This window comes from Actinoplanes sp. NBRC 103695, assembly GCF_030269485.1.
Lineage (GTDB): Bacteria > Actinomycetota > Actinomycetes > Mycobacteriales > Micromonosporaceae > Actinoplanes.
Genome location: NZ_BSTL01000006.1, coordinates 119,461 through 143,011, shown reverse-complemented (window position 1 = coordinate 143,011; position 23,551 = coordinate 119,461). Strand labels below are relative to the sequence as shown.

General features: G+C 71.8%; 19 protein-coding genes. 9 read left to right on the top strand and 10 right to left on the bottom strand.

Features of this window, described 5'->3' with window-relative positions; translation table 11 throughout:
• The first annotated feature begins 33 nt into the window (after positions 1–33).
• Both QSK31_RS11700 and QSK31_RS11695 read left to right on the top strand, forming a co-directional pair.
• Positions 34–804 carry an ABC transporter ATP-binding protein gene (locus QSK31_RS11700; protein WP_285683513.1) on the top strand — a complete coding sequence of 257 codons (771 nt, stop codon included), beginning with the start codon at positions 34–36 and terminating at the stop codon, positions 802–804.
• Positions 801–3,326, top strand: a complete 2,526-nt coding sequence (locus QSK31_RS11695) for an FtsX-like permease family protein (protein WP_285683512.1) — start codon at positions 801–803, stop codon at positions 3,324–3,326. The genes QSK31_RS11700 and QSK31_RS11695 overlap by 4 nt, the downstream gene beginning before the upstream one ends.
• Positions 3,327–3,641: 315 nt before the next feature.
• Here QSK31_RS11695 and QSK31_RS11690 read toward each other — a convergent pair whose 3' ends face one another.
• From QSK31_RS11690 to QSK31_RS11665, 6 genes are all read right to left on the bottom strand, one after another.
• A complete protein-coding gene (locus QSK31_RS11690) occupies positions 3,642–4,802 on the bottom strand; it encodes an NAD(P)/FAD-dependent oxidoreductase (RefSeq protein ID WP_285683511.1) in 1,161 nt (386 codons plus the stop codon).
• A gap of 43 nt (positions 4,803–4,845) precedes the next feature.
• Complete coding sequence (locus tag QSK31_RS11685; protein ID WP_285683510.1) at positions 4,846–5,784, bottom strand: DUF3626 domain-containing protein; 939 nt, start codon at positions 5,782–5,784, stop codon at positions 4,846–4,848.
• A complete protein-coding gene (locus tag QSK31_RS11680) occupies positions 5,784–6,620 on the bottom strand; it encodes an undecaprenyl-diphosphate phosphatase (RefSeq protein WP_285683508.1) in 837 nt (278 codons plus the stop codon). The genes QSK31_RS11685 and QSK31_RS11680 overlap by 1 nt, the downstream gene beginning before the upstream one ends.
• A 47-nt stretch (positions 6,621–6,667) precedes the next feature.
• Positions 6,668–7,588, bottom strand: a complete 921-nt coding sequence (locus QSK31_RS11675; protein ID WP_285683902.1) for a tyrosine-type recombinase/integrase — start codon at positions 7,586–7,588, stop codon at positions 6,668–6,670.
• Between the two features lie 2 nt (positions 7,589–7,590).
• The gene (locus tag QSK31_RS11670; RefSeq protein ID WP_285683506.1) at positions 7,591–9,084 is read right to left on the bottom strand and encodes an ABC-F family ATP-binding cassette domain-containing protein; all 1,494 of its coding nucleotides are present in this window, start codon (positions 9,082–9,084) and stop codon (positions 7,591–7,593) included.
• 104 nt (positions 9,085–9,188) lie between these two features.
• Positions 9,189–10,148 (bottom strand): pyridoxal-phosphate dependent enzyme, encoded by a 960-nt coding sequence (locus QSK31_RS11665; protein ID WP_285683504.1) that lies wholly within the window; start codon positions 10,146–10,148, stop codon positions 9,189–9,191.
• A gap of 418 nt (positions 10,149–10,566) precedes the next feature.
• Between QSK31_RS11665 and QSK31_RS11660 the strand changes: the two genes are divergently transcribed.
• The 3 genes from QSK31_RS11660 (at position 10,567) to QSK31_RS11650 (ending at position 14,797) form a co-directional block, all read left to right on the top strand.
• Positions 10,567–11,052 carry a Tn3 family transposase gene (locus QSK31_RS11660; RefSeq protein WP_285683502.1) on the top strand — a complete coding sequence of 162 codons (486 nt, stop codon included), beginning with the start codon at positions 10,567–10,569 and terminating at the stop codon, positions 11,050–11,052.
• A gap of 346 nt (positions 11,053–11,398) precedes the next feature.
• On the top strand, positions 11,399–11,656 hold the full coding sequence (locus QSK31_RS11655) for a hypothetical protein (RefSeq protein WP_285683500.1): 258 nt from the start codon (positions 11,399–11,401) through the stop codon (positions 11,654–11,656).
• Between the two features lie 90 nt (positions 11,657–11,746).
• Entirely contained in the window at positions 11,747–14,797 is a 3,051-nt protein-coding gene (locus QSK31_RS11650; RefSeq protein ID WP_285683499.1) for an AfsR/SARP family transcriptional regulator, read from the top strand.
• On the opposite strand, the gene QSK31_RS11645 is transcribed toward QSK31_RS11650, so the two are convergent.
• From QSK31_RS11645 to QSK31_RS11635, 3 genes are all read right to left on the bottom strand, one after another.
• On the bottom strand, positions 14,764–15,192 hold the full coding sequence (locus QSK31_RS11645) for a peptidase inhibitor family I36 protein (RefSeq protein WP_285683497.1): 429 nt from the start codon (positions 15,190–15,192) through the stop codon (positions 14,764–14,766). The two genes, QSK31_RS11650 and QSK31_RS11645, sit on opposite strands and share 34 nt — an antisense overlap.
• Before the next feature lie 315 nt (positions 15,193–15,507).
• Positions 15,508–16,443 carry a S66 peptidase family protein gene (locus QSK31_RS11640; RefSeq protein WP_285683495.1) on the bottom strand — a complete coding sequence of 312 codons (936 nt, stop codon included), beginning with the start codon at positions 16,441–16,443 and terminating at the stop codon, positions 15,508–15,510.
• 26 nt (positions 16,444–16,469) lie between these two features.
• A complete protein-coding gene (locus QSK31_RS11635; protein ID WP_285683493.1) occupies positions 16,470–17,534 on the bottom strand; it encodes a type III polyketide synthase in 1,065 nt (354 codons plus the stop codon).
• A 97-nt stretch (positions 17,535–17,631) separates the two neighbouring features.
• Here QSK31_RS11635 and QSK31_RS11630 point away from each other — a divergent pair, with 97 nt between their 5' ends.
• Genes QSK31_RS11630 through QSK31_RS11615 form a run of 4 tightly spaced genes read left to right on the top strand, consistent with a single transcriptional unit; the run spans position 17,632 to position 22,028 of the window.
• Positions 17,632–19,197 (top strand): IucA/IucC family protein, encoded by a 1,566-nt coding sequence (locus tag QSK31_RS11630; RefSeq protein WP_285683492.1) that lies wholly within the window; start codon positions 17,632–17,634, stop codon positions 19,195–19,197.
• Entirely contained in the window at positions 19,194–20,777 is a 1,584-nt protein-coding gene (locus tag QSK31_RS11625) for an IucA/IucC family protein (RefSeq protein WP_285683491.1), read from the top strand. The genes QSK31_RS11630 and QSK31_RS11625 overlap by 4 nt, the downstream gene beginning before the upstream one ends.
• Positions 20,764–21,879, top strand: coding sequence for a type III PLP-dependent enzyme domain-containing protein (locus tag QSK31_RS11620; RefSeq protein WP_285683488.1), 1,116 nt, complete (start codon positions 20,764–20,766; stop codon positions 21,877–21,879). Before QSK31_RS11625 ends, QSK31_RS11620 begins: the two co-directional genes overlap by 14 nt.
• 11 nt (positions 21,880–21,890) lie before the next feature.
• Entirely contained in the window at positions 21,891–22,028 is a 138-nt protein-coding gene (locus tag QSK31_RS11615; protein ID WP_285683487.1) for a hypothetical protein, read from the top strand.
• A gap of 70 nt (positions 22,029–22,098) precedes the next feature.
• On the opposite strand, the gene QSK31_RS11610 is transcribed toward QSK31_RS11615, so the two are convergent.
• Positions 22,099–23,550: a VldE C-terminal domain-containing protein gene (locus tag QSK31_RS11610; RefSeq protein WP_285683485.1), complete on the bottom strand. Its 1,452-nt coding sequence runs from the start codon at positions 23,548–23,550 to the stop codon at positions 22,099–22,101.
• Position 23,551 lies beyond the last annotated feature (1 nt).

Here is a 23,551-nt window from a genome sequence, read left to right as displayed (position 1 = left end):
ACAACGGATTCAGCAGCGACAGACAGGGCTCTCATGATCGCGCACAGCTCCACCGTGGACCGCGGACGGCCGCCGGCGACACCGTCCGCGGCCGCCGCCCGGGACCTCACCAAGACCTACGGCGCCGGCGACACGGCCGTGCCCGCGCTGCGGGGAGTCACGGCCGACTTCCGGCGCGGGACGTTCACCGCCGTGATGGGCCCGTCCGGTTCCGGCAAGTCCACGTTCATGCACTGCCTGGCCGGGCTGGACAGACCCACCGGCGGCCAGGCGTTCATCGGCGGCGAGGACATCTCCGCGCTCGGCGACCGGCAGCTGACCCGGGTCCGGCGGGACCGGATCGGTTTCGTGTTCCAGTCGTTCAACCTGCTCCCGACGCTGACGGCGGTGCAGAACATCCTGCTGCCGCTGGATCTCGCGGGCCGCCCCGCCGACCCGGCCCGGCTCGCCGCGGTCGTGGACTCGCTGCAGCTCGGCGACCGGCTGACCCACCGCCCGGCCGAGCTGTCCGGCGGGCAGCAGCAGCGGGTCGCGATCGCGCGCGCCCTGGTGACCGGGCCGGAGGTGGTCTTCGCCGACGAGCCGACCGGCGCCCTCGACTCCCGGACCGCGGCGGCCCTGCTGGGCTTCCTGCGCCGCTCCAGCCGTGAGCTGGGCCAGACGATCGTGATGGTGACCCACGACCCGATCGCCGCCGCGTACGCCGACCGGGCGTTGCTGCTCAGCGACGGCCGGATCGTGGACGAGCTGAGCGACCCCACCGCGGAGACGGTCCTGGGAGCGATGCGGGGCCTGGCCGCATGACCGCCGCCCGTTCGACCGCCAGCCGCCAGACCGCCGCCCGATCGGCCGCCGCCCGCCAGACCCGCTTCCCGCTGGCCCGCAACGCCCTCGCCGAGGTGCGTCACCACCCGCGCCGGGTGATCGCCGTCGTCGTCGCGATCATGATCAGCGTCGGTTACCTCACCGCCTCGGTAACCGTGGTCGCCGGTGAGACGGCGACATTCGAGCGCAGCGTCATCGCCCGGACCACCGCCACCGACGTCGTGGTCACCGTCCGCACCGCCGACCGGGCCGCGCAGTCCCGCCTGGCCGCCCGGATCGCGGACGTGGCCGGGGTCGCCTCGGCCGACCTGAGTTTCCTCTCCCAGGGGCGGGTGACCGGCTCCTCGGAGTACGTGCAGCAGCAGTCGATCCCGGCGAACCCGAAGCTGCGCTGGACCGACCTGGCCGAAGGGCACTGGCCCGCCACACCCGCCGAGATCGTCCTCGGCGCCGTCACCGCCCGGCAGCTCAACCTGCGTGTCGGCGACCGGATCACGATCAACGACACCAACTCGTCCGCGACGCTGACCGTCACCGGCCTCATGCACGAGGGCAACTCGCTGCTGTCCGGGCTGGCGCAGCGATCCTTCGTCGCCCCGTCCTACTACACCGGCGCGGACTCGATCCACACGTCGCAGCAGACGGAGATCCTCGTCATCGGCGACGGCACCGTCGCACCGGACCGGCTCGCCGAACGGGTCACCGCGACGGCCGGCGGCGACCGGGTGGAGACCTCCGCCGGATTCACCCGGCGCGTCATCGCCGGCCGGACCCAGGGCGTGTTCCTCTTCCAGCTCCTGCTGCTCGTGTTCGGCGCGGTCGCCCTGCTCGTCGGCAGCATCATGATCGTGAACACGTTCCTGATCCTGGTCGCCCAGCGACGCCGGCAGATCGGGCTGCTCCGGGCCGTCGGCGCACACCGCGACCAGATCCGCCGCGGGCTGCTCGCCGAGGCGACCGTGATCGGCGCCGCCGGGTCGCTGCTCGGCGCCGGGCTCGGCGTGGCGCTCGCCGCCGTGGTCGCGGCCGTGCTGGACCAGCGGCTCACCGTACCGGCCGGGCAGGTGACCGCGGTCGCCGTCGTCGGGGTCGCGATCGCGGTGCTGTCGGTCGTGGTGCCGGCGCGGCGCGCAGCCAGGATCGCACCCCTGGACGCCCTCCGCACCGTCGCCGGGGACGCGACCGGGCGCCGGGCGTCCCTGCTCCGCCGCACCGGGCCTCTCGCCCTGATCGGGGTCGGCCTGGCCGCGATCGGGCTGGGCCGCACCGGCACCACGTACGCGTTGCTGTACTCCGTCGCCGGGTCGTTCGTGTGTGCCGTCGGGCTGCTCTCCGCAGCCGGGTTGTTCCTGCCGGCGCTGCTGCGCGCCCTGGGCGCCGCCGTACGCCGCGCCGGCCCGGCCGCACGGCTCGCCACCGACAACACGCTGCGCAATCCCGGCCGGACGGCCGCGACCGGCGCGGCGCTGATCCTCGCCGTCGGGCTCGTCGTCGCCCTCCAGGTCGGCGCGGCCAGCATGAAGGCGACGGCCGACAGCAATCTCGAAGCTCGGTTCCCGGTGGACGTCACCGTGTCGATGTTCGACGGGCCGCTGCCGCCCCGCACGGCCGGCTCCATCGCCGCGATCGACGGGATCGCCGGCGCCAGCGGGATCCGGTCCACGCGCGTCACCCTCAGAGGCGGCCGGAAACCCGCGTCGGTCCGGGCGCTGGGCCCCGACGCGACCGCGATGGTCATGGCCCCGGCGGGCTACCCGCCGATCGACACACGGGTCGTCCTCGCCGACCCGTACCTGCTGACCGACGCCGGCATCCGCAACGGCACCCCGGTCACCGTCACCGGCCGGTCCGGCTCGGTCACCCTGCCGGTCCGGGCCGACCACCTCGCACCCGCCGACACGCTGATCGTCGCACCGGGTGTGCTGTCGGCCCTCGACGGCGCGGCGCCGGTCGGCACGGTGTGGGCCAGGGCCCGGCCGGGAGCCGACATCACCGAACTGCGCTCCCAGCTGCGCACCGTCGCCGAACCCCTCACCGGGGCCGAGGTCGGCGGCGGGCTGTCCGCGAAACTCGTCTACCACACCGCCCTCGACCGGCTGCTGGCCCTGACCACCACGCTGCTCGCCGTCGCCGTCCTGATCGCGCTCGTCGGCGTCGGCAACACCCTCGGCCTGTCGGTGCTCGAACGGACCCGCGAGTCCGCGCTGCTGCGCGCGCTCGGACTGCAGCGCCGGCAACTCCGCGGGATGCTCGCGGCCGAGGCGGCCCTGCTCAGCTTCGCCGGAGCGATGGCCGGCATCGCCGCCGGGACGTTCTTCGGCTGGGTCGGCACCCACGCGGTCAGCGGCGAACTGAACTTCGAGACCGTCCGGTTCGCCATGTCGGTGCCGCAGACGCTCGGCGTCGCCATGGTGGCCGTCACCGCCGGAGTCGTCGCCTCGGTCCTGCCCGGGCGACGGGCGGCCCGGGCGATGCCGGTGGACGCGCTCGCCGAAACGTGACCCGATCCTGACCGGCAGGCCGAGCGTGGCAGGAGGCCGAGCGAGGCAAGTCGTGCAGTAGCCGCTCGTGCAGTAGCCGCTCGTGCAGTAGCTGCTCAGTGCAGTAGCCGCGACGGCGAGCAGGTGTCCTCCGGGCTCGCGGTGATGCCGGAGACGTTCCAGTGCAGTGGCCGCTCGTGCAGTGGCGGGCCGTGCATCGGCGGGCCCTGCGGTGGCCTGCCGTGGAGCAGTGGCCTGCCGTGGAGCAGTGGCCTGCCGTGGAGCAGTGGCCGATCGCCGCCCGGGAAGGGGCGGCGATCGGCCGGGCCCGCCCTGTCAGGGACGGCCCGCGGGTTGCTGGAGACGGTCGCCGGCCGGGCCACGGCGCCCGGCCATCCACGACGGCACGAAGAACGTGCCCGGGCGGCGGGCCTCCATGGCCAGCTGCTTGACCGTGCCCCAGCAGACGAGTTCCTTCAGCTTCGCGCCGGGAACACCGGCGATGTGCGCCGCGCGGGCGGTGTCGTCGCGGTGGGAGAACTGGAACATGCCCGCCCGGCGGCCGAAACTGAGGCACTGGCCGAGGAACCCGATCGTGACCGGCGCCGGCGGGCGGCCGGCGATGCGGGCCAGGACCGTGTCGGCGGCGTGCGCACCCAGCGGGCCGGCCGCCTGGCAGCTCATCCGCAACGGCCGGCCCGACGGGGACGCCGCATCGCCCGCCGCGACGATCCGGTCGTCGTCGACGCTGGTCAGGGTCTCGTCGGTGAGCAGCCGACCGGCCGGGTCGGTGCGCAGGCCGCTGCGGGCGGCCAGGTCCGGCACCCCGAACCCGGCCGTCCACACGGTCAGGCCGGGCAGGTGGCGTCCGCCGGCCAGGGTGGCGCCGTCACCGGTCACCCCGGTGACGACCGATCCGGGCCCGTCCTCGACGGTCACCCCGAGGGCGGCCAGCTGCCGGGCCGCCGCGCGACGGCCGCGGGGATGCAGGTACGGGCCGAGCACACCACCGCAGGCCAGCGTCACCGGATGCCCCTGTTCGGCCAGCTCGGCGGCGGTCTCGATACCGGTCGGTCCCGCCCCGGCCACCACGACCGGCATACCGGGGCGCAGCGCCTCCCGCAGTCGCCGCGCCTGCTCGTAGGAGGCGATCGGGAACGCGGACGACGGCACGTCGGGGCGGCTGCCGCTGCCCGCCGCGTACACCAGGAAGTCGTAGTTGATCGTGGTGTTGTCGTCGAGGGTGAGCCGGCGGGCCGGGGCGTCGATGCGGGACACCGACCCGACCCGCAGGGTGACGCGGCGGGCGAGCACATCGGGATAGTCGACGACCGCGTCGCCGGTGCCGCCGGCCAGCTGGTGCAGGCGGATCCGCTCGACGAAACGCGGGCGCGGGTTGATCAGGGTCACGGTCACGTCGTCGCGCCGGGTCAGCCGGTTCGCGGCCATGACGCCCGCGTATCCCCCGCCGATCACGACGACCTCGGTTGTTGTCATGCCCTTCAGACACCGCCCACCGGACGGCTGTGACACCGGCCGGTCAGAAAGGGCGGCCCCGCAGCACCAGGATGTGCCACACGTACTTGAGCTCCTGCAGCACCTCCGCCGCCGGCCCGAACGCCGACCACGACGCCGGATCGCGCACCACCGCCTGCGCCGCCCGGCCCACCACCTCGGCATGGATCCGGTCCACCCCGAAACGGGACGCGAGCTCCGCCGCCAGCCGCGGCGTCGTCTCGGTGCGCAGATCCGGCGGGAACTCGGCGGGGGCGAGCACGAAACCGGGGTGGTACTCCAGGCGCGGCGCCAGACGGGACAGCAGCGCGCCGGTAGGCGTACCCGCGAAGGAAGGGTCGGCCACCACGGCCTGGACCGCCCCGGCCAGCTCGAGACCGCCGTGGACCTGCGCCTCGACGTAGTCGTCCAGGGCGCGGCCCGCGACCGTGCGCGGCTCGGCCAGCGCGGCCACCCACTCCCGCGGCGACGCCGCGGCCAGGCCCAGCGCCCGCCCGGTGGCGGCCACCTCGGCGAGCAGGGCCGCCCAGATGCCACCGAACGTGTCCGCCGTGCCCACCACCGCCGGCTCCGTGACGCTGTCGCCGTGACTGAACGTGGCCCGCGCCGACACCACCGGATCCAGTCGCAGATGGCAGCTGCCGAACCGCGGCGACCCGCCGTCCGGATGCCCGGCCAGGTTCAACGCACCGTAGACCGGCCGGCCCACGGTCACCCCCGCATACGCGCCACCGAACATCCGCCGCTCCCACACGTCCCGGTCACCGCCCGGGAACGCGGTCAGCCCGCCGTTGGAGATCCGCGTCTCGAACTGGCTGCGGTACACACCCTCCGCGACCAGATGCTCCGCCACCGTGAGGCCGTCGGCCAGCAGCCTGTCCGGGTGGAAACTCACCGTGATCGACGCCGGCGGCACCTCACCCGGAGTGCCCAGCGCCCGGACGTGAGCGAGAGCGCGGTCCACTACTGCGGCTGGATCGTGTTCGTGGCCAGCAGCACCATCAACAGGCCACCCAGCACGATCCGGTACGCGATGAAAACCTTGTACGAGTGCTTCGCGATGAACCTCAGCAGCCACGCCACCGCCAGATAACCCACGATGAACGACACCGCCGTCGCCACCAGCGTGTTCACCCAGCCGACACCACCGGAGATGTTGTCGTACTCGGTCACCGACTGCAGCACCGTCGCACCCAGCAACGCCGGGATCGACAGGAAGAACGACAACTTCGTCACCGTCACCCGATCGAGGTCACGCAGCAGACCCGCCGACATCGTCGCACCCGACCGGGAGATCCCCGGGATCAGCGCCAGCGACTGCACCACCCCGATGATCAACGTGTCCTTCCAGGTCACATCGTCCTCATGGCGGATCTGCGTCGCCGCGTGATCGGCGAACCACATCGCACCCGACCACAGGATCAACGCCCCGGCCACGAACCACAGGCTCCGCAACGTCGTCTCGATCACATCCTGGAACGCCAGCCCGATGATCCCGATCGGCAACGACCCCAGGATGATCGCCCACCCGTACTTCCAGTCCGGGTTCTCCCGGCCCGCCGCCGAGAACAAACCCTTGAACCAGGCCGCGATGATCCTGACCAGATCCTTCCGCAGAAAGATCACCGTCGCGATCACCGCACCCGACTGGATGATCGCCGTGAACGCCGTGATGTCCGGATCGTCGATCGAATAGCCCAGCAACTTCTCCGCGATGGTCAGATGACCCGTGCTGGAGATCGGCAGGAACTCCGTCACCCCTTCGATCGCACCCAGCAGCACCGCTTCGAAGATGTTCACCCTTACCCCGTCCGTGATCGACCCGCCGGGAGAGGATATGCCCTGACCTAGGTCGCTTCGCGCCTGGCCCGCGCCGCCGCGATCGTGTACGCCGGGTCACGATCCAGATTGTGCCGGTCACGGTCGTACCGCCGCGTCGTCCGCGGATCCGCATGACCCATCGCGTCCTGCACATCCTCCAGCGCCACCCCGTACGACCGGGCCGCCGTCGCGAACGAATGCCGCAGCGAATGCGGCGACAACCGCTCCCACGACTCGATCCCCGCCTCCCGCGCCAGCCGCCGCACCAGCCGGAACACCGCATGCCGGTCCAGCCGCCCACCCGTCGACGTGACGAACAACGGACCCTCCGCCCGCCCGCCCAGATAATCGTCCAGCGCCCGCCCCGCCGGCTCGGTCAACACCCGCCGCCGCGCCCGCCCACCCTTGCCGACGAACCGCACACTGCGATGCCCCCGCTCGAACCCCAGATCCTCGACGTCCAGACCGATCAGCTCACTCACCCGCAGACCCAGATCCGCCAGCACCGTGATCAACGCCCTCGACCGCGGCCCGTCCCGCTCCGCCGCGGCCAGCAACCCGTCCACCTCCTCCGGCGACAACCCCACCGTCGCCGAATGATCCCGATCCACCGCCGGCCGGTCCGCGCCCGCCACCGGATTCGCCGGCACCGCACCCAGCTTCGCCAGGAACGTGTACCAGCTCGACAGCCCCGACAGCTTCCGCGCCACCGACGCCGGCGACAACCCCGAAGACTCGATCTTCCTCGCGTACGCGTTCACGTCCAGGAACGACGCCCGAAGCGGATCCAGCTCACGCCCCGCACACCAGCCCAGCCACGCCGCCACATCCCGCCGGTACGCCGAACGCGTGTGCTCCGACAACCGCCGGTTCGCCAGCCACGCCTCGGTCACCCGCTCCGCCTCCGACAACGGGGCGGGCACCGAACCGGACTGCCGGGGGACCAGATTCACCCCGCGATCTTCTCAGGACCCTCCACGTGCCACACCCGCGACAGACCGACCGCCTCCGCGAAATACCGGTCGTGCGACACCACCAGCAACGTCCCCCGATAACGGCGCAACGCCTCCTCCAACACCTCCAGAGCGTCGAAGTCCAGGAAGTTCGTCGGCTCGTCCAGCAACAACACCCGCTCCGGCCGGTTCACCATCACGGCCAGCAGCAGACGCCGCAACTCCCCCGCCGACAACGTCCCCAGCGGCGAATCCCACATGTCCTCGTCGAACTGATGCCCCAGCAGCAGCCGCTCGGCGTCATCCACATACACCGGCACCTGAGAACGGAAGAACTCCATCAACGTCTGCTCACGGGGAAGCCCATCCGCCGTCTGCGGCAACGTCGCCGTCCGCTCCGACGCCAGCTCCCGGAGCAACGTCGTCTTCCCCGACCCGTTCCGCCCCGTGATCCACACCCGATCGCCGCGCTTCACCCCCGGCAACACCTCATCCCCCGGCGCACCGTCGTCCTCCGGGAACGCCAACGTCAACGGCGGACGCCTCCGCGGCTCATCCACCCACCGCAACGACTCCATCTGCCGCCGCAACCGCCGCTCCCGCACCTTCGCCTTCCGCGCCACCTTCCGGGCGACCCGCCGCAGATGCGGCGCCTCCGCCCCCGACCGCACCGTCAACTCCACACCCAGCGCCTGCCGCTTCGTCAGCTCGATGTCCTGCTCCCAGCGCAACCGATCCTTCTCCTGCGCCTCGAAATCCAGCAGCCACCGCCGCCACCGCCGCTCCTTCTCCACCCGGTACGGCGTGTACCCCCCACCCGGGAAGCCCTGCGGCTCCTCATGAATGCCGTCCAGCTCGACGATCCGCGACACCACCGAATCCAGGAACGCCCGATCGTGACTCACCGCCAGCACCGCACCCGGGAAATCCGCCAGCCACGACTGCAACCACGCCGCCCCCTCGGCATCCAGATGATTCGTCGGCTCGTCCAGCAACAACACGTCCGGCTCCGCCAGCAACGCCCGCGCCAGCAACAACCGCGCCTGCTCCCCGCCGCTGACCTCCCGCAACAACCGGCCGTCCTCGATCCCCGCCAGACCCAGCCGCTGCCGCACCTTCTCGATCCGCGTCTCCGCGCCCCACGCCTCCAACGCCACATACCGCTCCAGCAACGCCTCGTCGGCGTCACCCGCACGCACCCGCGCCGCCACCACACCCGCCTCGCCCAAACCCTCGGCGAGGAACGCCCCGGCCGTACCCTCCGGATCCGGAACCTGCTGCGGAACGAACGCCACACTCAAACCCGGCCCATGGGTCACGACACCGCTCGCCGGCTTGATCTGCCCCGCCAGAGCCCGCAGCAACGTCGACTTCCCCGCACCGTTCGGACCCACCACCCCGACCCGATCACCATCACCCAGCACCAGATCAAAACCGGAGAACAGCAGATCACCGTCGTGGGCACAGCCCAGCGACACAGCCTTCAACAAGAGAGAACCCCCAAGGACAAGACCGACACGGGTACGCACACACCACGCCGGCCGCCCTCACATGACACCGACCCTGCACCCACGACGGCCGGCCCGCAACCCGATTACCCGAGCAGCTCACCAAAACGCTTCCAGCCCACATTCCCACCCGACAGGATCACCCCGACGCGCGCACCCTCCACCGACGGCACCCGCTTCGACAACAGAGCCGCCAGACCCGACGCGCCACTCGGCTCCAGCACCGACTTCAACCGGTCGAACGCGAACCGCAACGCATCCCGCAACTCGTCATCCGACACCAGCACCACCTCGTCCACCAGCCGCCGGTTGATCGAGAACGTGATCTCCCCCGGAATGTTCGCCGCCTGACCATCCGCGATCGTCCGCGGCACCGGAATGTTCACCCGCTCATCCGCCACCAGCGACCGCTTCGTGTCGTCACCCGCCTCCGGCTCCACCCCCACCACCCGCACCCGGTCATCGAGGCCCTTCGCCACCGTCGCCGACCCCGCCATCAGGCCGCCGCCACCGACCGGCACCACCAGCACGTCCAGATCCGGCACCTCCTCGAACAGCTCCAGCGCCGCCGTACCCTGACCGGCGATCACATCGGCGTGCTCGTACGGCGGAATCAACGCCAGCCCCCGGTCAGCCGCCAGCTTCCGGCCCAGCGCCTCACGATCCTCGGTGTACCGGTCGTAGAACACGACCTCCGCGCCGTAGCCGCGCACCGCGTCCAGCTTCGACGCCGGAGTGTCCGCCGGCATCACGATCACCGCCGAACTGCCCAGCTCCCGCGCCGCCAGCGCCACCGCCTGCGCGTGGTTGCCCGACGAGAACGCGGCGATACCCCGGGCCAGCTGCTCCGGCGACAACCGCGACACCGCGTTGTACGCCCCGCGGAACTTGAACGCCCCCACCCGTTGCAGGTTCTCGCATTTCAGGAACACCTCGGCGCCCACCGCGGCATCCAACGTCCGCGACGTGATCACCGGCGTCCGATGCGCCACCCCCCGAATCCGCTCCGCCGCGTCCCGGACATCCGCCAACCCGACCTCAACCACAAAACCCTCCCTGCGTCAGCCGTCCCGAACCACTCCACCGTGCGGCGGCCCCCGAGGCCAGATCCACCTGCCCGTCCCTGGCCCTGACGCGGATCACAGTTCATCGTCCAACCAAGATCAATAGTCGGGCTGCCGTTGATTCCTTTTTGTTCTTGGTGTCGCGCGGCGTGACTGTGGTCGCATCCTGTAGAGCATCCTAGGATGATGGACGTTGGCCGCGAACGACCAGATTCTCGCTTCGCCTTTAAGTCGACGCAGCGGGCGATACCTTTATTGAGAGATTTCGTTCAGACGTCTCTGACGTGTCGATGGATGGTGACCGCTTCACCGGGACATGACCTGACGTGCGGTCTTGGTGGGTGGCACATGGTTGCGATATCGGATTCCACGCAGATCGAGAACTGTCGGGTCGACCTGGGTGCGGTCATCGACTCCTCCGACGTCCGACCTTCGACTCCGGCCCACCCAGCTCGGCGAGGCCCTGGCCCACTCCGGCCGGATCTTCAAGACCCTGCACGTGCTCGCGTACGTCGACCTGGACGCGTACCGACGCGAGATCAAGGGCATGCGCAACCTCCAGGAAGGCCGCCACGACCTGGCCCGGCACGTCTTCCACGGCCGCAAGGGCGAACTGTACCGGGCCTACCACGACGGGATGGAGGACCAGCTCGGCGCTCTTGGGCTGGCCCTCAACTGCATCACCCTCTGGAACACCATCTACCTCGACACGGCGCTGGCCCAGCTACGCCGCACCGGTTACCCGGTCCTCGACGACGACGTGGCCCGGCTCTCGCCGTACGTACGCCACCACATCAACGTCCACGGCCACTACACCTTCCACCTCCCCGACCTCGACGGCGACCGCCGGACGCTGCGCGACCCGGACGGCGACGATGATCAGTAGACAGAAGCCGCATCCCGCGTCCGGACTCCGGCCGGCGTCAACGCCGAACTACAGTACGTCACCCTTCCTGGTGCCCTTCCGTATTGACGTGAAGGGCATTCGCTCCTTCGTCGCCATGTCGGTGGCAAACGAGTGGCGTAGGACGTGGGGCGACAGGTCGTCCAGGCCGATCCCGGTACCCAGGTCGGGGATCAGCTCGTCGACGCGACCGCGATGTCGATCAAGGTGTCGATCGAGAAGTTGACCTGGGCGCGGGGCATGGACGGGCAGCTGATCGACCTGTCGATGCCGGCCCGCCGAGCGGCGGCGGTCTCTGGCCAGGATCGGCCGCCGGTCGACCAATCAGGTGGCGCAGACGGCGGTGGGCCTGCTCGACGAGATCGTGTCGCTGTTCGACCAGGCCACCAACCTGGGCCTGGTGAAGATGGTCGAAGCCTGCGGCGTCCCATACGACGTGCTCGACTGGACGTGGGAGTGGTACGTGGCCCGTGAGGACTGTCGTTCGGGAAAGCCGCACGAGGGTGATCTTGGTGTTGGCGGGCTCTTGAGCGGGCCGAGCTGTACACGGACGTCGACCCCACCCTCGATCGGCGCGCCCGCGTAGATCGCGCCTTCGAACAATGCCGGCCGAGCCCTGCTCTACTGCCCAAGATCTGTCATCGAAGTCGATGTGTTTCGTCGCTACCGTCATCCCATGACCGCGTCTGAGCGTGCGCTGGAGTTCCGGATCCTCGGCCCGGTCGAAATCCGGTCGGCCGGGCGTTCGGCGCCAGCGGGGGAACCCCGGCAGCGCGCGCTGCTCGCAGCCCTCCTGCTCGAGGCCGGCCGCGCGGTAACCCTGGACGTGCTCATCGATCGGGTGTGGGGCGATTCGGCTCCACGCCAGGCCCGTCGCTCGATCTACGCCTACGTCGCCCGGTTGCGACGCGCACTCGAACAGGCCAATCCCATCGACCAGGACGGACGGGCCGACCAGCCACTGTTGCGCACCCCCGGCGGATACGTGCTCGACGTCGACCCTGAACAGGTCGACGTTCTGTGGTTCCGCGTGCAGGCGGCGCGCGGCCGAGACCCCGGTCTGCCCACCGAGGCCCGCGCCGCCTTCCTGCGGCAGGCCCTCGACCTCTGGCACGGCGACCCCCTCACCGGCGTCGGCGGCCCCTGGGCCGACCGGATGCGCGACTCGCTGCGACAGGAACGTGCCGACGCCGTGGTGGCCTGGGCGCAGGCCGAGATTGCGTTCGGCCGGACGGCAGCGGTGCTGGTCCCGCTCGCCGAACTGGCCGCCGAGCGACCGTTGGCCGAACCGGTCACGGTCGCGCTGATCCGGGCGCTGCACGTGGCGGGCCGACTCTCCGAGGCCCTGGACCGCTACGACCGGATCCGCCGGTTGCTACGCGACGAACTCGGCATCGATCCCGGACCGGAGCTGCAGGCCGCCCATCGGGCGGTCCTGCGGCAGGAGCCACCGATCGAAGCACCCAGCGGGCCAACCCCGACACTGGTGACTCCGGCCCAGCTGCCGGCCGACGTGACCGCCTTCACCGGCCGGTCCGCCGAACTGGCCGACCTCGACCGCTGGGCGCCGACCGCCGGTGCCGGGCCGCCAACCCTCGTGTGCGTCACCGGGACCGCCGGCGCCGGCAAGACCGCCATTGCCGTCCACTGGGGGCACCGTGCGCGTGATCGCTTCCCGGACGGTCAGCTCTACATCGACCTCCGCGGGTACGACCCGGAGCAGCCCATCGCCGCGGTCGAAGCGCTCGGAACCCTGCTTGCCGCGGTCCTTCCACCCGGTCGCGTGCCAGCCGCTGGGCTCGACGAGCGCGCCGCGCAGTACCGCACCGAGCTGGCCGGGCGCCGCATGCTGATCCTGCTGGACAACGCGTCCACGGTGGAGCAGGTGCGTCCGCTGCTGCCCGGCACGGCCGGCTGCATGGTCGTGGTCACCAGCCGCGACGCGCTGTCCGGTCTCGTGGTGGTCAACGGCGCCCACCGCATCGCGCTGGAGTTGCTCACCGCGGCGGAGGCAGCAGCCCTGCTCCGGCAGCTCATCGGCGGCCGCGTCGACCGCGAGCCCGGGGCAGCTGCGACCCTGGCCGATCAGTGCGTCCGGCTGCCCCTCGCGATCCGGATCGCCGCCGAACTGGCCGTCGGCCGCCCGAGGTCCTCGCTGTCCACCTTGACCGCCGAGCTGGCCGAGCAGCAGCGCCGGCTGGAGCTGCTCAGCGACAGCGAAGATCCGCGCGCGGCCGTCGATGCTGTGTTCTCGTGGTCGATCCGCCAGCTGCGCCCCGAGGCGGCCCGCGCCTTCGCGCTGCTCGGGAGACATCCCGGCCCGCACTTCGACATCTTCGCCCTGGCTGCGCTGACCGGGTGCGCGCTCGACGAGGCCCGGCGCACACTCACGGCACTGCGGCGGGCACATTTGATCTTCCCGGTAACCGACGACCGGTACGGTTTGCACGACCTGCTCCGTGCGTACGCGGCACGTCTGGCCGGCGCGGGCGGTCCGGACGGACTGGACCGGCTGCTCGACCACTACCTGGGCACGGCGTCGTCGGCAATGCAGATGCTCTATCCGGGTGAGGCGGACCGCCGCCCAATGATCACGGAGCCGGCCAGCCCTCAACCAGCGCTCGCCGACGCCACCGCAGCCCAGGGCTGGCTCGCCAGCGAGTTGGACAACCTCACTGCGACGTGCGCGCAGGGCCGGCCGGAGTACGCCATCCGGCTCGCCGCGGTGCTGTACCGCTACCTCGACGGCGATCATCACCGTGCTGCCCTGGCCATCCACGAGTGCGCTCGCCAGGCGGCGCACCGGCTCGGCGACCAACCCGCGGAGGCGTACGCGTTGAATGCCCTGGCCCACGCCAGTGCGCAGGCGGGTCACCACGCCCTGGCCGTACAACATCTCGAGGAGGCACGCCGGATCTCCGAGCGGACCGGTGACGAGTTGGGCCAGGCCCGGGCGCTGGGCAACATTGCCGTCATCGACGAGGAGATGGGTCGCTACCAACTCGCGGCCAGCCGGTACGAGCAAGCGATGCATCGCTACCGACAGCTCGGCGACCTCACCGGTGAGGCTCATGCGCTCACCCGGCTCTCCTCGACGGAGGCCCGGCTGGGCCGCGACCGAGCTTCCCGCGAGCACGCGGACCGGGCGCTGACCCTTCATCGGCAGGCCGGGCACAGGTTTGGCGAGGCTTGGGCCCTGAACAGCCTCGGCGAGATCGAGGCTCGGGCCGGACACCACCACCGGGCGGCCGACCAGCACCGGCAGGCCCTCGCATTGTTCTGCGAGCTGGGACATCGCAGCAGCCAGGCCTGGACGCTGGACAGCCTGGGGGTCAGCGAGACCCAACTGGGCCGCCACGGCCAGGCGGTGGAACACCACGAGCGAGCGCTCGCGTTGTTTCGTGAGCTGGGCGACCGTCTCGGGCAGGCCTCCTCGCTGAACGGCCTCGGTGAGGCTTTCGCCGCGACCGGCCAGGCCCCGCACGCCATCAGGGCGCATACCCGGGCGCTCACCATCGCCACCGGCACGGGCGCCCGCGGGCAGCAAGCGCGGGCCCACGCCGGCCTGGCCTCGGCCGGCGCTCTGGGCCACCGGGACCTGGCCGCCGAGATCTACTCCGAACTTGGCCTGACCGACCACCTGGCGCGGTTCCGGCGCCCGGGGACGGCGCCGGAACCCGTGCTGGTACCGGTTCAGCAGGGACGGACCGAGGATGCCTCGTCCTGAGTTCTCTTCCCGACCCAGGAGATGGCCTGTCCGGCCGGCATCACGGTGACGTAGCTGCCGTAGTTGATGTCGTAGTACCAGCAGTACGACCACGAGGTGTTGTTCACCCAGGAACTCATCTGGTCGCCGAAGTTGCCGTCGCCGGCGCCGTGCTTGGGGCTGTCGCAGCCCGCGCAGACATAGGCATGCAGGCTCGGGATCGACTCGCCGGCCTGGATGGTGAAGATGTGGCCGAGGAAGTCCTCGTCGTTGTAGAAGCAGAGCGTGTTCGCAGGGCAGCCGGCCAGATCGGCCCTGCTTTGCGCGGCGGCAGCCGGGGTCGCGGCCGCGACGAGTCCCAGCAAGCCGAGCGTCAGCGCCAGGGTCATCTGCAGGATGGTCCGAGACGTTCTCATGCAAATCCTCCGAATTCCAGGTGCGGTGTCGGGCAACTGAACTCTCAACCCGGCGGTCTGCGGAAAGCTTGCGGAAATCCAGTGACGCCGAGGCCGGCGACCGGCTGACGGGCGAGTGCTCGCAACGCGAGCCCGAGCGCCGACCACGGCGATGTCCCCCGTTCGCAGTTCCTCCGCCAGGTAGCTCAACACGCACGCCTCTAGGTGATGCTCGCTCCGTGCTTGCAGGCAGGACCTTCCGAGGCGGCTGCCGTTGATTCCTTGTGGGTCGTGTCCGCACGACCGCGCGGCGAGGCGCACACCCCGTAGACCGTCCTAGGATGTTACCGCCTGGATGGTGAGGGAGCCCGCATCGGCGTCCAGGACCGCCCGGACCCCGAGACCCACCGCCACCTGCTGCTCCCCGTGCCCGATCGGCAGGCCGCCCAGCACCGGCACGCCCAGCGCCCCGAGCTCCTCCGCCAGCACCTCAGCCACGGTCGGCGAGACCTTGTCCTCGCCGACGCAGTTCGTGAACTGGCCGACCGCCACCCCCGCGACGCCCTCCAGCCAGCCGGACCGCCTCAGCTGGACCAGGGACCGATCCACCCGGTACGGCTCCTCCCCCACGTCCTCGAGGAGCAGGATCGCGCCCGTGGGATCGGGCCGGTGGCGGGTGCCCGCGGTCGTCGCCAGCAGGGTCAGGTTGCCGCCCAGCAGAACCCCCGACGCCCGGCCCGCCACCCGCACGCCGAACGTCTCCTCGTCCGCCTCCGCCGCCACGACGACGGGCTCGGCGCCGAACAGGATCGAGCGGGCACTCCGCACCGTGCGACTGTCGAGGCCGCCAACCAGCTGAGACCCGGTCGGCCCGTGCACGGTCGCCAGCCTCGCCTCGCACCACAGCGCCGAGTGCAGCGCCGTGATGTCGGAGAAGCCCATGACCAGCTTCGGGTCGGCTCGCACCGCCGCGAAGTCGACACCGTCCACGATCCGCTGCGTCCCGTAACCGCCGCGCACACAGACGACCGCGCGCACCTCCGGATCGCGCAGTGCGTGGTTGACGTCCGCCAGCCGCTGCTCGTCGGTGCCCGACAGGTAGTCGTGCCGCCGCCCCAGGGCGTGCTCGCCCAGCCGTACCCGTAGACCCCACCCGGTCAGCACCCCGACCGCTACCTCGACCACCGCGGGGTCGGCCGCCCCCGCGGGCGAGACCAGCTCGACCAGATCACCCTCGCCCAGCCGCGCCGGCCGGACCGCACCAGAAACCATGCCCGCACCCTGACACATCCGTGCCGTCACCAGTCCAGGAGCACCAGCTCCGAGCAGAATCCGGGCCCCATGGCCAGCATCACGGCCGGCCGGGCCGAGGCGCCGGCATCCCGGGCCGCCAGCGTCTCCTGCAGGACGTGCAGGACGGACGACGACGACAGGTTGCCGACGGACGCCAGGCTGTGTCGCGTCACGTCGAGGGCGTGCGGTTTCAGTTCGAGGGCCCGGTCGATCGCCTCGATGACCTTGGGACCGCCCGGGTGGGCGATCCAGGTGCCGACATCCGTCACGGCCAGCCCGTGCCCGGCGAGGAAGGTCTCGACGTCGTCCCTCAGGTAGGTGTCCACGATGTCGGGGATCGTGGCCGCGAGCACGAGCCGGAAGCCGGACCCGCCGATGTCCCAGCCCATGACCTGCTCGGAGTCCGGGTAGAGCCGGCTGCGCGTCGCCCGCACCCGGGGCGGCCGACCGTCCCCGGCCGCACGCCGCTCCCCCACCATGACGACGGCCGCCGCACCGTCGCCGAACAGGGCGGAACCGACGAGGTTCGCCGTCGAGGTGTCGTCGCGCTGGAAGGTGAGCGAGCACAGCTCGACCGACAGGAGCACCGCCACGTCGTCCGGGTGGCCCTGGAGGTGGTCGTGGATCCGCGCGATGCCGGCGGCGCCCGCCACGCATCCCAGCCCGAACAACGGCATCCGCTTGACGTCGTCGCGCAGCCCCAGCCGGCCGGCGATCCGCGCGTCCAGGCTGGGAACCGCCAGCCCGGTCACGGAGGTCGTCACGATGAGGTCGACGTCGGACGGCGCCAATCCGGCGGCCGTGAGAGCGGCGGAGACGGCTTCCTCGCCGAGCCGGCCGCCGGCGTCGATCCAGACGTCGTTGGCCGGGCCGAAGCCGCCGAGGTCCCGGTAGCGGTCCAGGGGGAGGGCGAGGTGCCGGGTGCGCACGCCGGCCGAGGCGTGCAGCCGGCGCATGAGCTCGCGGCGAGGCGAGGCACCGAGGACGGCATCGGCGAGCACCTCGGTCACCTCCTCCTGCCGGTACACGTGCTCCGGCAGGACGACACGGGCGGCAACGATCTTCGACATCCGGAAACGGTATCGATGCACATCGCTCACACCCCGTATACCGTCCTAGGACAGTTCCGTCCGGGTGGCGCCGGGAGACGTGCGCACGGTACGGAGAATGGACGGTGTGGCCCCGTCCCCAGCCCGGATCTCGGCACCCCGTGCGCCGGCCCCCGACGTCGCACAGACCCGCGCGGAGCTCGTCCGCCTCCGGCCTGACCTGGTGGAACGCTTCGACCAGACGGTCCCTGCCGCCAACGCCGCCATCCTCGGCCGGCTGCTGACCGCCCTGCGCCGCGAGCCGCTCCCCCGCCTGACCGCCCGCGGCCCGCACACCGATCCGAACCTCTTCCGGGTGGTGTTCACCCCCGGCACGATCGTGATCTTCCCCACCACCGGGGCGAAGGCGGTGGTCGACGGCGGGGCGGTCTCGGAGCCGGGCGCGCTGGCGCGCCTGATCTGGCCCGAGTCGGCCCTCGCCACCGAACTGGACAACAGCGTCGCCAACCTGGCCCTGGCCATGGCCGCGCAACCGGGCGGCGGGGACGAGGACGCCCTGCGGCACGCCGAGGGCGACCCGGACGGGCTCGGCCGCCTCGAGCAGCTCGTCCTCGACGGCCACCCGCTGCACCCCTGCTGCCGCACCCGCGAGGGCATGACCACCGAGGACGTCCTCCGCTACGCCCCCGAGCACCGCGTCACGGTCAGGCTGCGCGAGCTGGCCGTGCCGCCCGACGCGTGGCGCGGCGACGGGCCGCCGGTCCTGCTGGCGCACCCCTGGCAGGCGCGGCGCCTCCTGGCCGAACACCCCTGGCTGCGTGACGTCGGCGAGACCGGGCCGATGCGCCCCCTGATGTCGCTACGCACCTTCGCCCCCACGGACGGCGGGCCACACGTCAAGACCGCTGTGGACGTACGCATGACCTCCGCCGTACGCACGGTGTCTCCCGCGGCCGTCCACAACGGCCCGCGCCTGTCCGCCCTGCTCTCCACCATGGCCTCGGGCCTGGAGATCCTCCGCGAGACCGGGACCGGTCAGGTGCGGGGCGAGCGGCGGATGGCGCACCTGATCCGGGAAGCGCCGCAACCCGGGGAGGACGAGGCCGTCGTCCCGCTGGGCGCGCTGGGCGCCGGCACGCCGCCACTGGTCGTGCAGGCGGTGTCCCGGGCGGGCGGAGACCCGTACCGATGGCTCGAAGATCTGGCGAAAATCTGGTGGCCACCGCTGATGCACCTGCTGGACCGCGGCGTCGCGCTCGAAGCGCACGGGCAGAACACCCTGGTGGGACTGCGGAAAGGCCGGCCGGCTCGGTTGTTCTACCGGGACTTCGGCGGGGTCCGGGTCAGTGCGCAAAGGCTTCAGGAGCACGGGTACGCCGTCCCGGAGCTGATCGGCGACCTGCCCTGCGACGACCCGGCCGAGCTGCGCTCCAAGGTGGCCGCGGCAGCGTTGGGCGCCGTGGCCACCGAGCTGATCACGCTGCTGGAGCGGCACCTGGGCGCCGACCGGGCGCGACTGTGGGCGATCATCGCCGGCGCGATCCGGCGGACCGGGACAGCCGACGCCGAAGCACTGATCACCGAGCCGCTGCCGGTGAAGGCGACCACCGCGATGCGGCTCGCCGCGGAACCGCTCGACGACGTGTGGTGCCACCTCGACAACCCGATGGCGGGAGCACGATGACGCACAGCCTCACCGAGGGACGGCTCGCCGTCGCCGCCTGGCACGCCGAGGCCGCCCTCGCCGTCCACGCGCCCGAACTGGTGGGCGGGTTCACCTCCGCGCTGCCCGCCGCCGCCGACATCGTCGGGCGCAAACTGCGGGGCGCGCTGGTCCGCGAGGACATCGGCGACGCGCGCGCCCGCAACGCCGGACAGGGCGCCGGGTACGCGTTCGACCGCGTCGAGTTCGCCGAGGCGGGCGCCGACGACCCGGTCGAGCTGCTGGCCGGGCTGGACGCGCCGGGCTTCGCCGCCGAACTGCGCAACGCGGTGATCAACCTGGCGGTCGCGATGGCCCGCCCGCCGGCCGGTGCGCCCGGAGACGACCCGGACGAGGCCGCCATCGCCCTGGAGCGGCTCGCGGTGGCCGGGCACAACCTGCACCCGTGCGGGCGTACCCGGCTGGGCTGGGACACCACCGACGTGCTCGCCTACGACCTCGAGGCCGGCGCCACCGAGGTCGGCTTCGTGGCGGTCCGCGACGACGGGCACCTCGGCGACGACGTGGGCGCGGCCCTGTCCGCGGCATACCCGCACCTGCCCGAAGCGCCGCCCGGCTTCCGCCTGCAGCCGGTGCACCCCTGGCAGCGCGACTCGGTCCTGCCCGACCGCTACGGCGACCTGATCCTCGACGGCGCCCTGCGGATCCTGGACGCCACCATCGAGGCCACGCCGACGGCCGCCCTGCGTACCCTCCTGCTCCCCGCCGGGGTGGACGGCCGCCGCCGCTACCTCAAGGTGTCGCTGGACATCCAGGTCACCTCGACCCGGCGCAGCATCAGCGTGGCGAGCACCCGCAACGGCCCCGCCGTGTCCGCGCTGCTGCACCGGCTCGCCGCCGACGAGCCCCGCCTGATCCTGCTCGCCGAGACGGCCGGCGCCGCCGTCCCCGCCGGATCCGGCCGGGACATGTCGGCGATCCTGCGCGACGGCCTCACCGGACGCCTGGCCCCCGGCGAGGTCGCGGTGCCCGGCGGCGCGATCCCCGCCGAGCTGCCGCGGCTGCTCGCCGCCTACGGCCGCCCGCCGCTGACCTGGCTGGCCGAGTACGCCGAACTGCTCCTGCCGCCGCTGCTGCGCTGGACCGCGCTGGGGGTGGCGTTCGAGGCGCACCTGCAGAACTGCCTGCCGACCTTCGTGCGGGGCACGCCCACCCGCCTGGTGCTGCGCGACTTCGCCGGCCTGCGCCTGCACCTGCCCCGGCTGTCCGCCGCCGGGCACAGCCTGCAACCGTGGCCCGGTTCGGTGATCGGCACCGACGACGAGGACGTGCTGCGCGCCAAGATCGGCTACACCGCGCTGCAGGCCCACCTGGGCGAGCTGATCATCCACCTTCCCGTTGATGAATCCGCGGCCTGGCGGGTGGTCCGGCAGGTGGTCGACCAGACCTACGAAGCCATGGGTGGCACGCCGGTCGCGCGGCGCGACCACGCCGCGTTCACGGCGGCCCGGGTGCCGCACAAGGCCCTGGTCCGGATGCGGCTCGGCGGCGCCGGTGACGTCTACATCCCGGTACGGAACCCGCTCCATGCCACCGCCTGACGAGGTGGCCGCGGCGATCCGCGCCCTGTCCCGCCCCCGCTGCGCGTTCGTCTACGACCTGGGCGTCCTGCGAGCCCGGGCGGGTCTGTTGCGCTCGGCGCTCCCTCGGACCACGCTTCTGTACGCGGTGAAGGCCAACAGCCATCCGGCCGTGGTCCGCACCCTGGACGGCGCCCTGGACGGCGTGGACGTGGCCTCCAGCGGCGAACTGTCCCTCGCCCGGTCCGCCGGCGCCCGCCGCATCGTGGTCAGCGGCCCCGCCAAGACGGACGCCCTGCTCACCGAGGCCGCGGCCGCCGGCGCCACGATCAACGTGGAGAGCGCCCACGAGCTGCGGCGCATCCCACCCGGCACCGCGATCACGATCCGCGTCAACCGCCCCGGCACAGGCCCGCAAGGCAGCCACCGGATGACCGGCGTGCCCACCCAGTTCGGCGTCGACCCCGCCGACGTGCCGTCCTTGCTCGACCTGGCCCGCGCCCATCACCTCGACGTCCAGGGTTTCCACCTGCACGCCGTCTCCAACAACCTGGACGCCGCCGCGCACGCCGCCTTCATCCGCGACGCCCTCACCTGGTCCGCCGCCCAGAACGTCGACTTGCGCACGGTCAACGTCGGCGGCGGCCTCGGCGTCGACTACACCGGCAACGCGGCCTTCGACCTGTCCCGGCTCGCCGTCGACGTCCCCGACGGTGTCGAGCTGATCCTGGAACCCGGCCGCTTCCTGGCCGCCGACGCCGGTTGGTACGCCGCCGAGGTCATCGACCTGAAACGGACCCACGGCCGCTGGTTCGCCGTGATCCGGGGCGGCACCCACCACTTCCGCCTGTCCGCCGCGTGGGGCTACAGCCACCCGTTCACGGTCCTGCCGATCGACGAGTGGCCCTACTCCTGGCCGCGCCCGTCAGTCACCGACGTCAAGGTCGACGTGGCCGGCGAGCTGTGCACCCCCCGCGACATCCTCGCCCGCGACGCCCACGTCACCCGCCTGCGCATCGGCGACGTGCTCGTCCTCCCCCGCACCGGCGCCTACGGCTGGGACATCTCCCACCACGACTTCCTCCGCCACGACCACCCGGAGTTCGTCATCCTCGACCGGTAGCGCGCCCGGACATGCGCCGTTCGACCACCTCGCGCACGGCGGCGCGAACCCGGGTGCGGCTCATGTCCCCGAAACGCTCGGCCGTGAACAACCGCTACCTCACCTGCCCCACGACGGCCACCTTCAAGGTCTGGCGCTTCGCGTCGTAAGGTCTCCGCGACTGTGGAGATGCGGCGACGCCACCCGGTCGTCGGGCGGCGTCGCCAATCCAGGTGCCGGTCAGATGTTTTCGGGCCAGGTCGGCCAGGTGGGTCCACCCCAGCCGGTCGTGGGCTGGTAGCTGGCGCCGTTGCCGAATCTGAACGGCGTGTACGCGACACCCCCGCTGCTTTGCTGGTTGTTCAGGTCCCAGCGCAGGTCGATGCCGTCGACGCAGGCCACCCCGACGGTGGTGGTGCCGTTGCCGTCCCAGTCACCGGTGACCGGGCGGCAGGAATTGGCGTTGCCGAACCCGAACGGCGGGTAGGACGGGCTCCCGGCGGCGTGTGCGTTGTTCAGGCTGTGTTCGATCCGGATACCGTCCTTGCAGGCCACCCCCACAGTAGTGGTGCCGTTGCCGTCCCAGTCACCGGTGACCGGGCGGCAGGAATTGGCATTGCCGAACCCGAACGGCGGGTAGGACGGGCTCCCGGCGGCGTGTGCGTTAATCAGGCTGTATTCGATCCGGATACCGTCCTTGCAGGCCACCCCCACAGTAGTGGTGCCGTTGCCGTCCCAGTCACCGGTGATCGGCGTGCAGGAGTTCGAGTTGCCGAAGTTGAACGCCGGATAAGACGGCGAGCCGTCGAACTCGTTGCTGAGCCGGAACGAGATGTTGATGCCGCTCTTGCAGGCCACCCCGGCGCTGAAGCGCCCGTCACCGTTCCAGTCTCCGCTCAACGGCACACACGGGTCCCAGTTGCCGTAGTCGCCACTGACCTCTGCGCCGCCGGCACTGTGGGCGTTCCTCCCGCGCCAGGCGATCCGGTGTTGGTTGAGACACGCCACCCCGGCCGTGGTGCTGCCGTTGCCGTCCCAGTCCCCGGGCACCGGCACGCACAGCGGACGCCTCGGCAACGTCGGATCGGGGCGGCCGTTCCACCAGCTCGTGTCGCCGTCGGCGCCGGCGGCGCCGAAGCTGAAGTGGACGTGGTCGCGGTGACAGGTGGTCGGGTCGCCGTTGGTGCCGCTGCAGTCCTGGTACTGCTGCCACGTCCGGGTGGAGGCGGTCCAGATCTGGTTGGCCCAGATCATGTATCTGATCCCGAGCCGGCGCAGGCGCATGTGTGGCGTGCCGTCGACGGTGGCCAGGATCCATCTGGTCACCTCGTCGCCGTCGGCCTTGGCCGCCGACGACGGCTCGGCGCCCGCCTCGCCGGGGTGCCAGTCGAATGCCCGCCCGGCGTGGTGCTCCGAGGTCGGGCTGTGGGTATCGCAGGGTGCCCAGGTCGCACCGGGCCTGCTCGCCGGGTATGCGTCGAGCAGCAGCTCACGTAGCCCTTCCACCCCGAAGCGGTGGGGATCGGAGGTCTGGCAGAGGTACGGCGCCTGATCGGTGTAGCCCTCGACGGGCACTCCGGTGAAATCGGGTGTGGGTGGGACGGCGAGCGCGGGGGCCGCGCCGACCAGGACGGCCGCCGCAGCGGCGAGCAGGGAGGCGGCGAACCCGCCGAGTCGTGCCGGTCGTGGCATC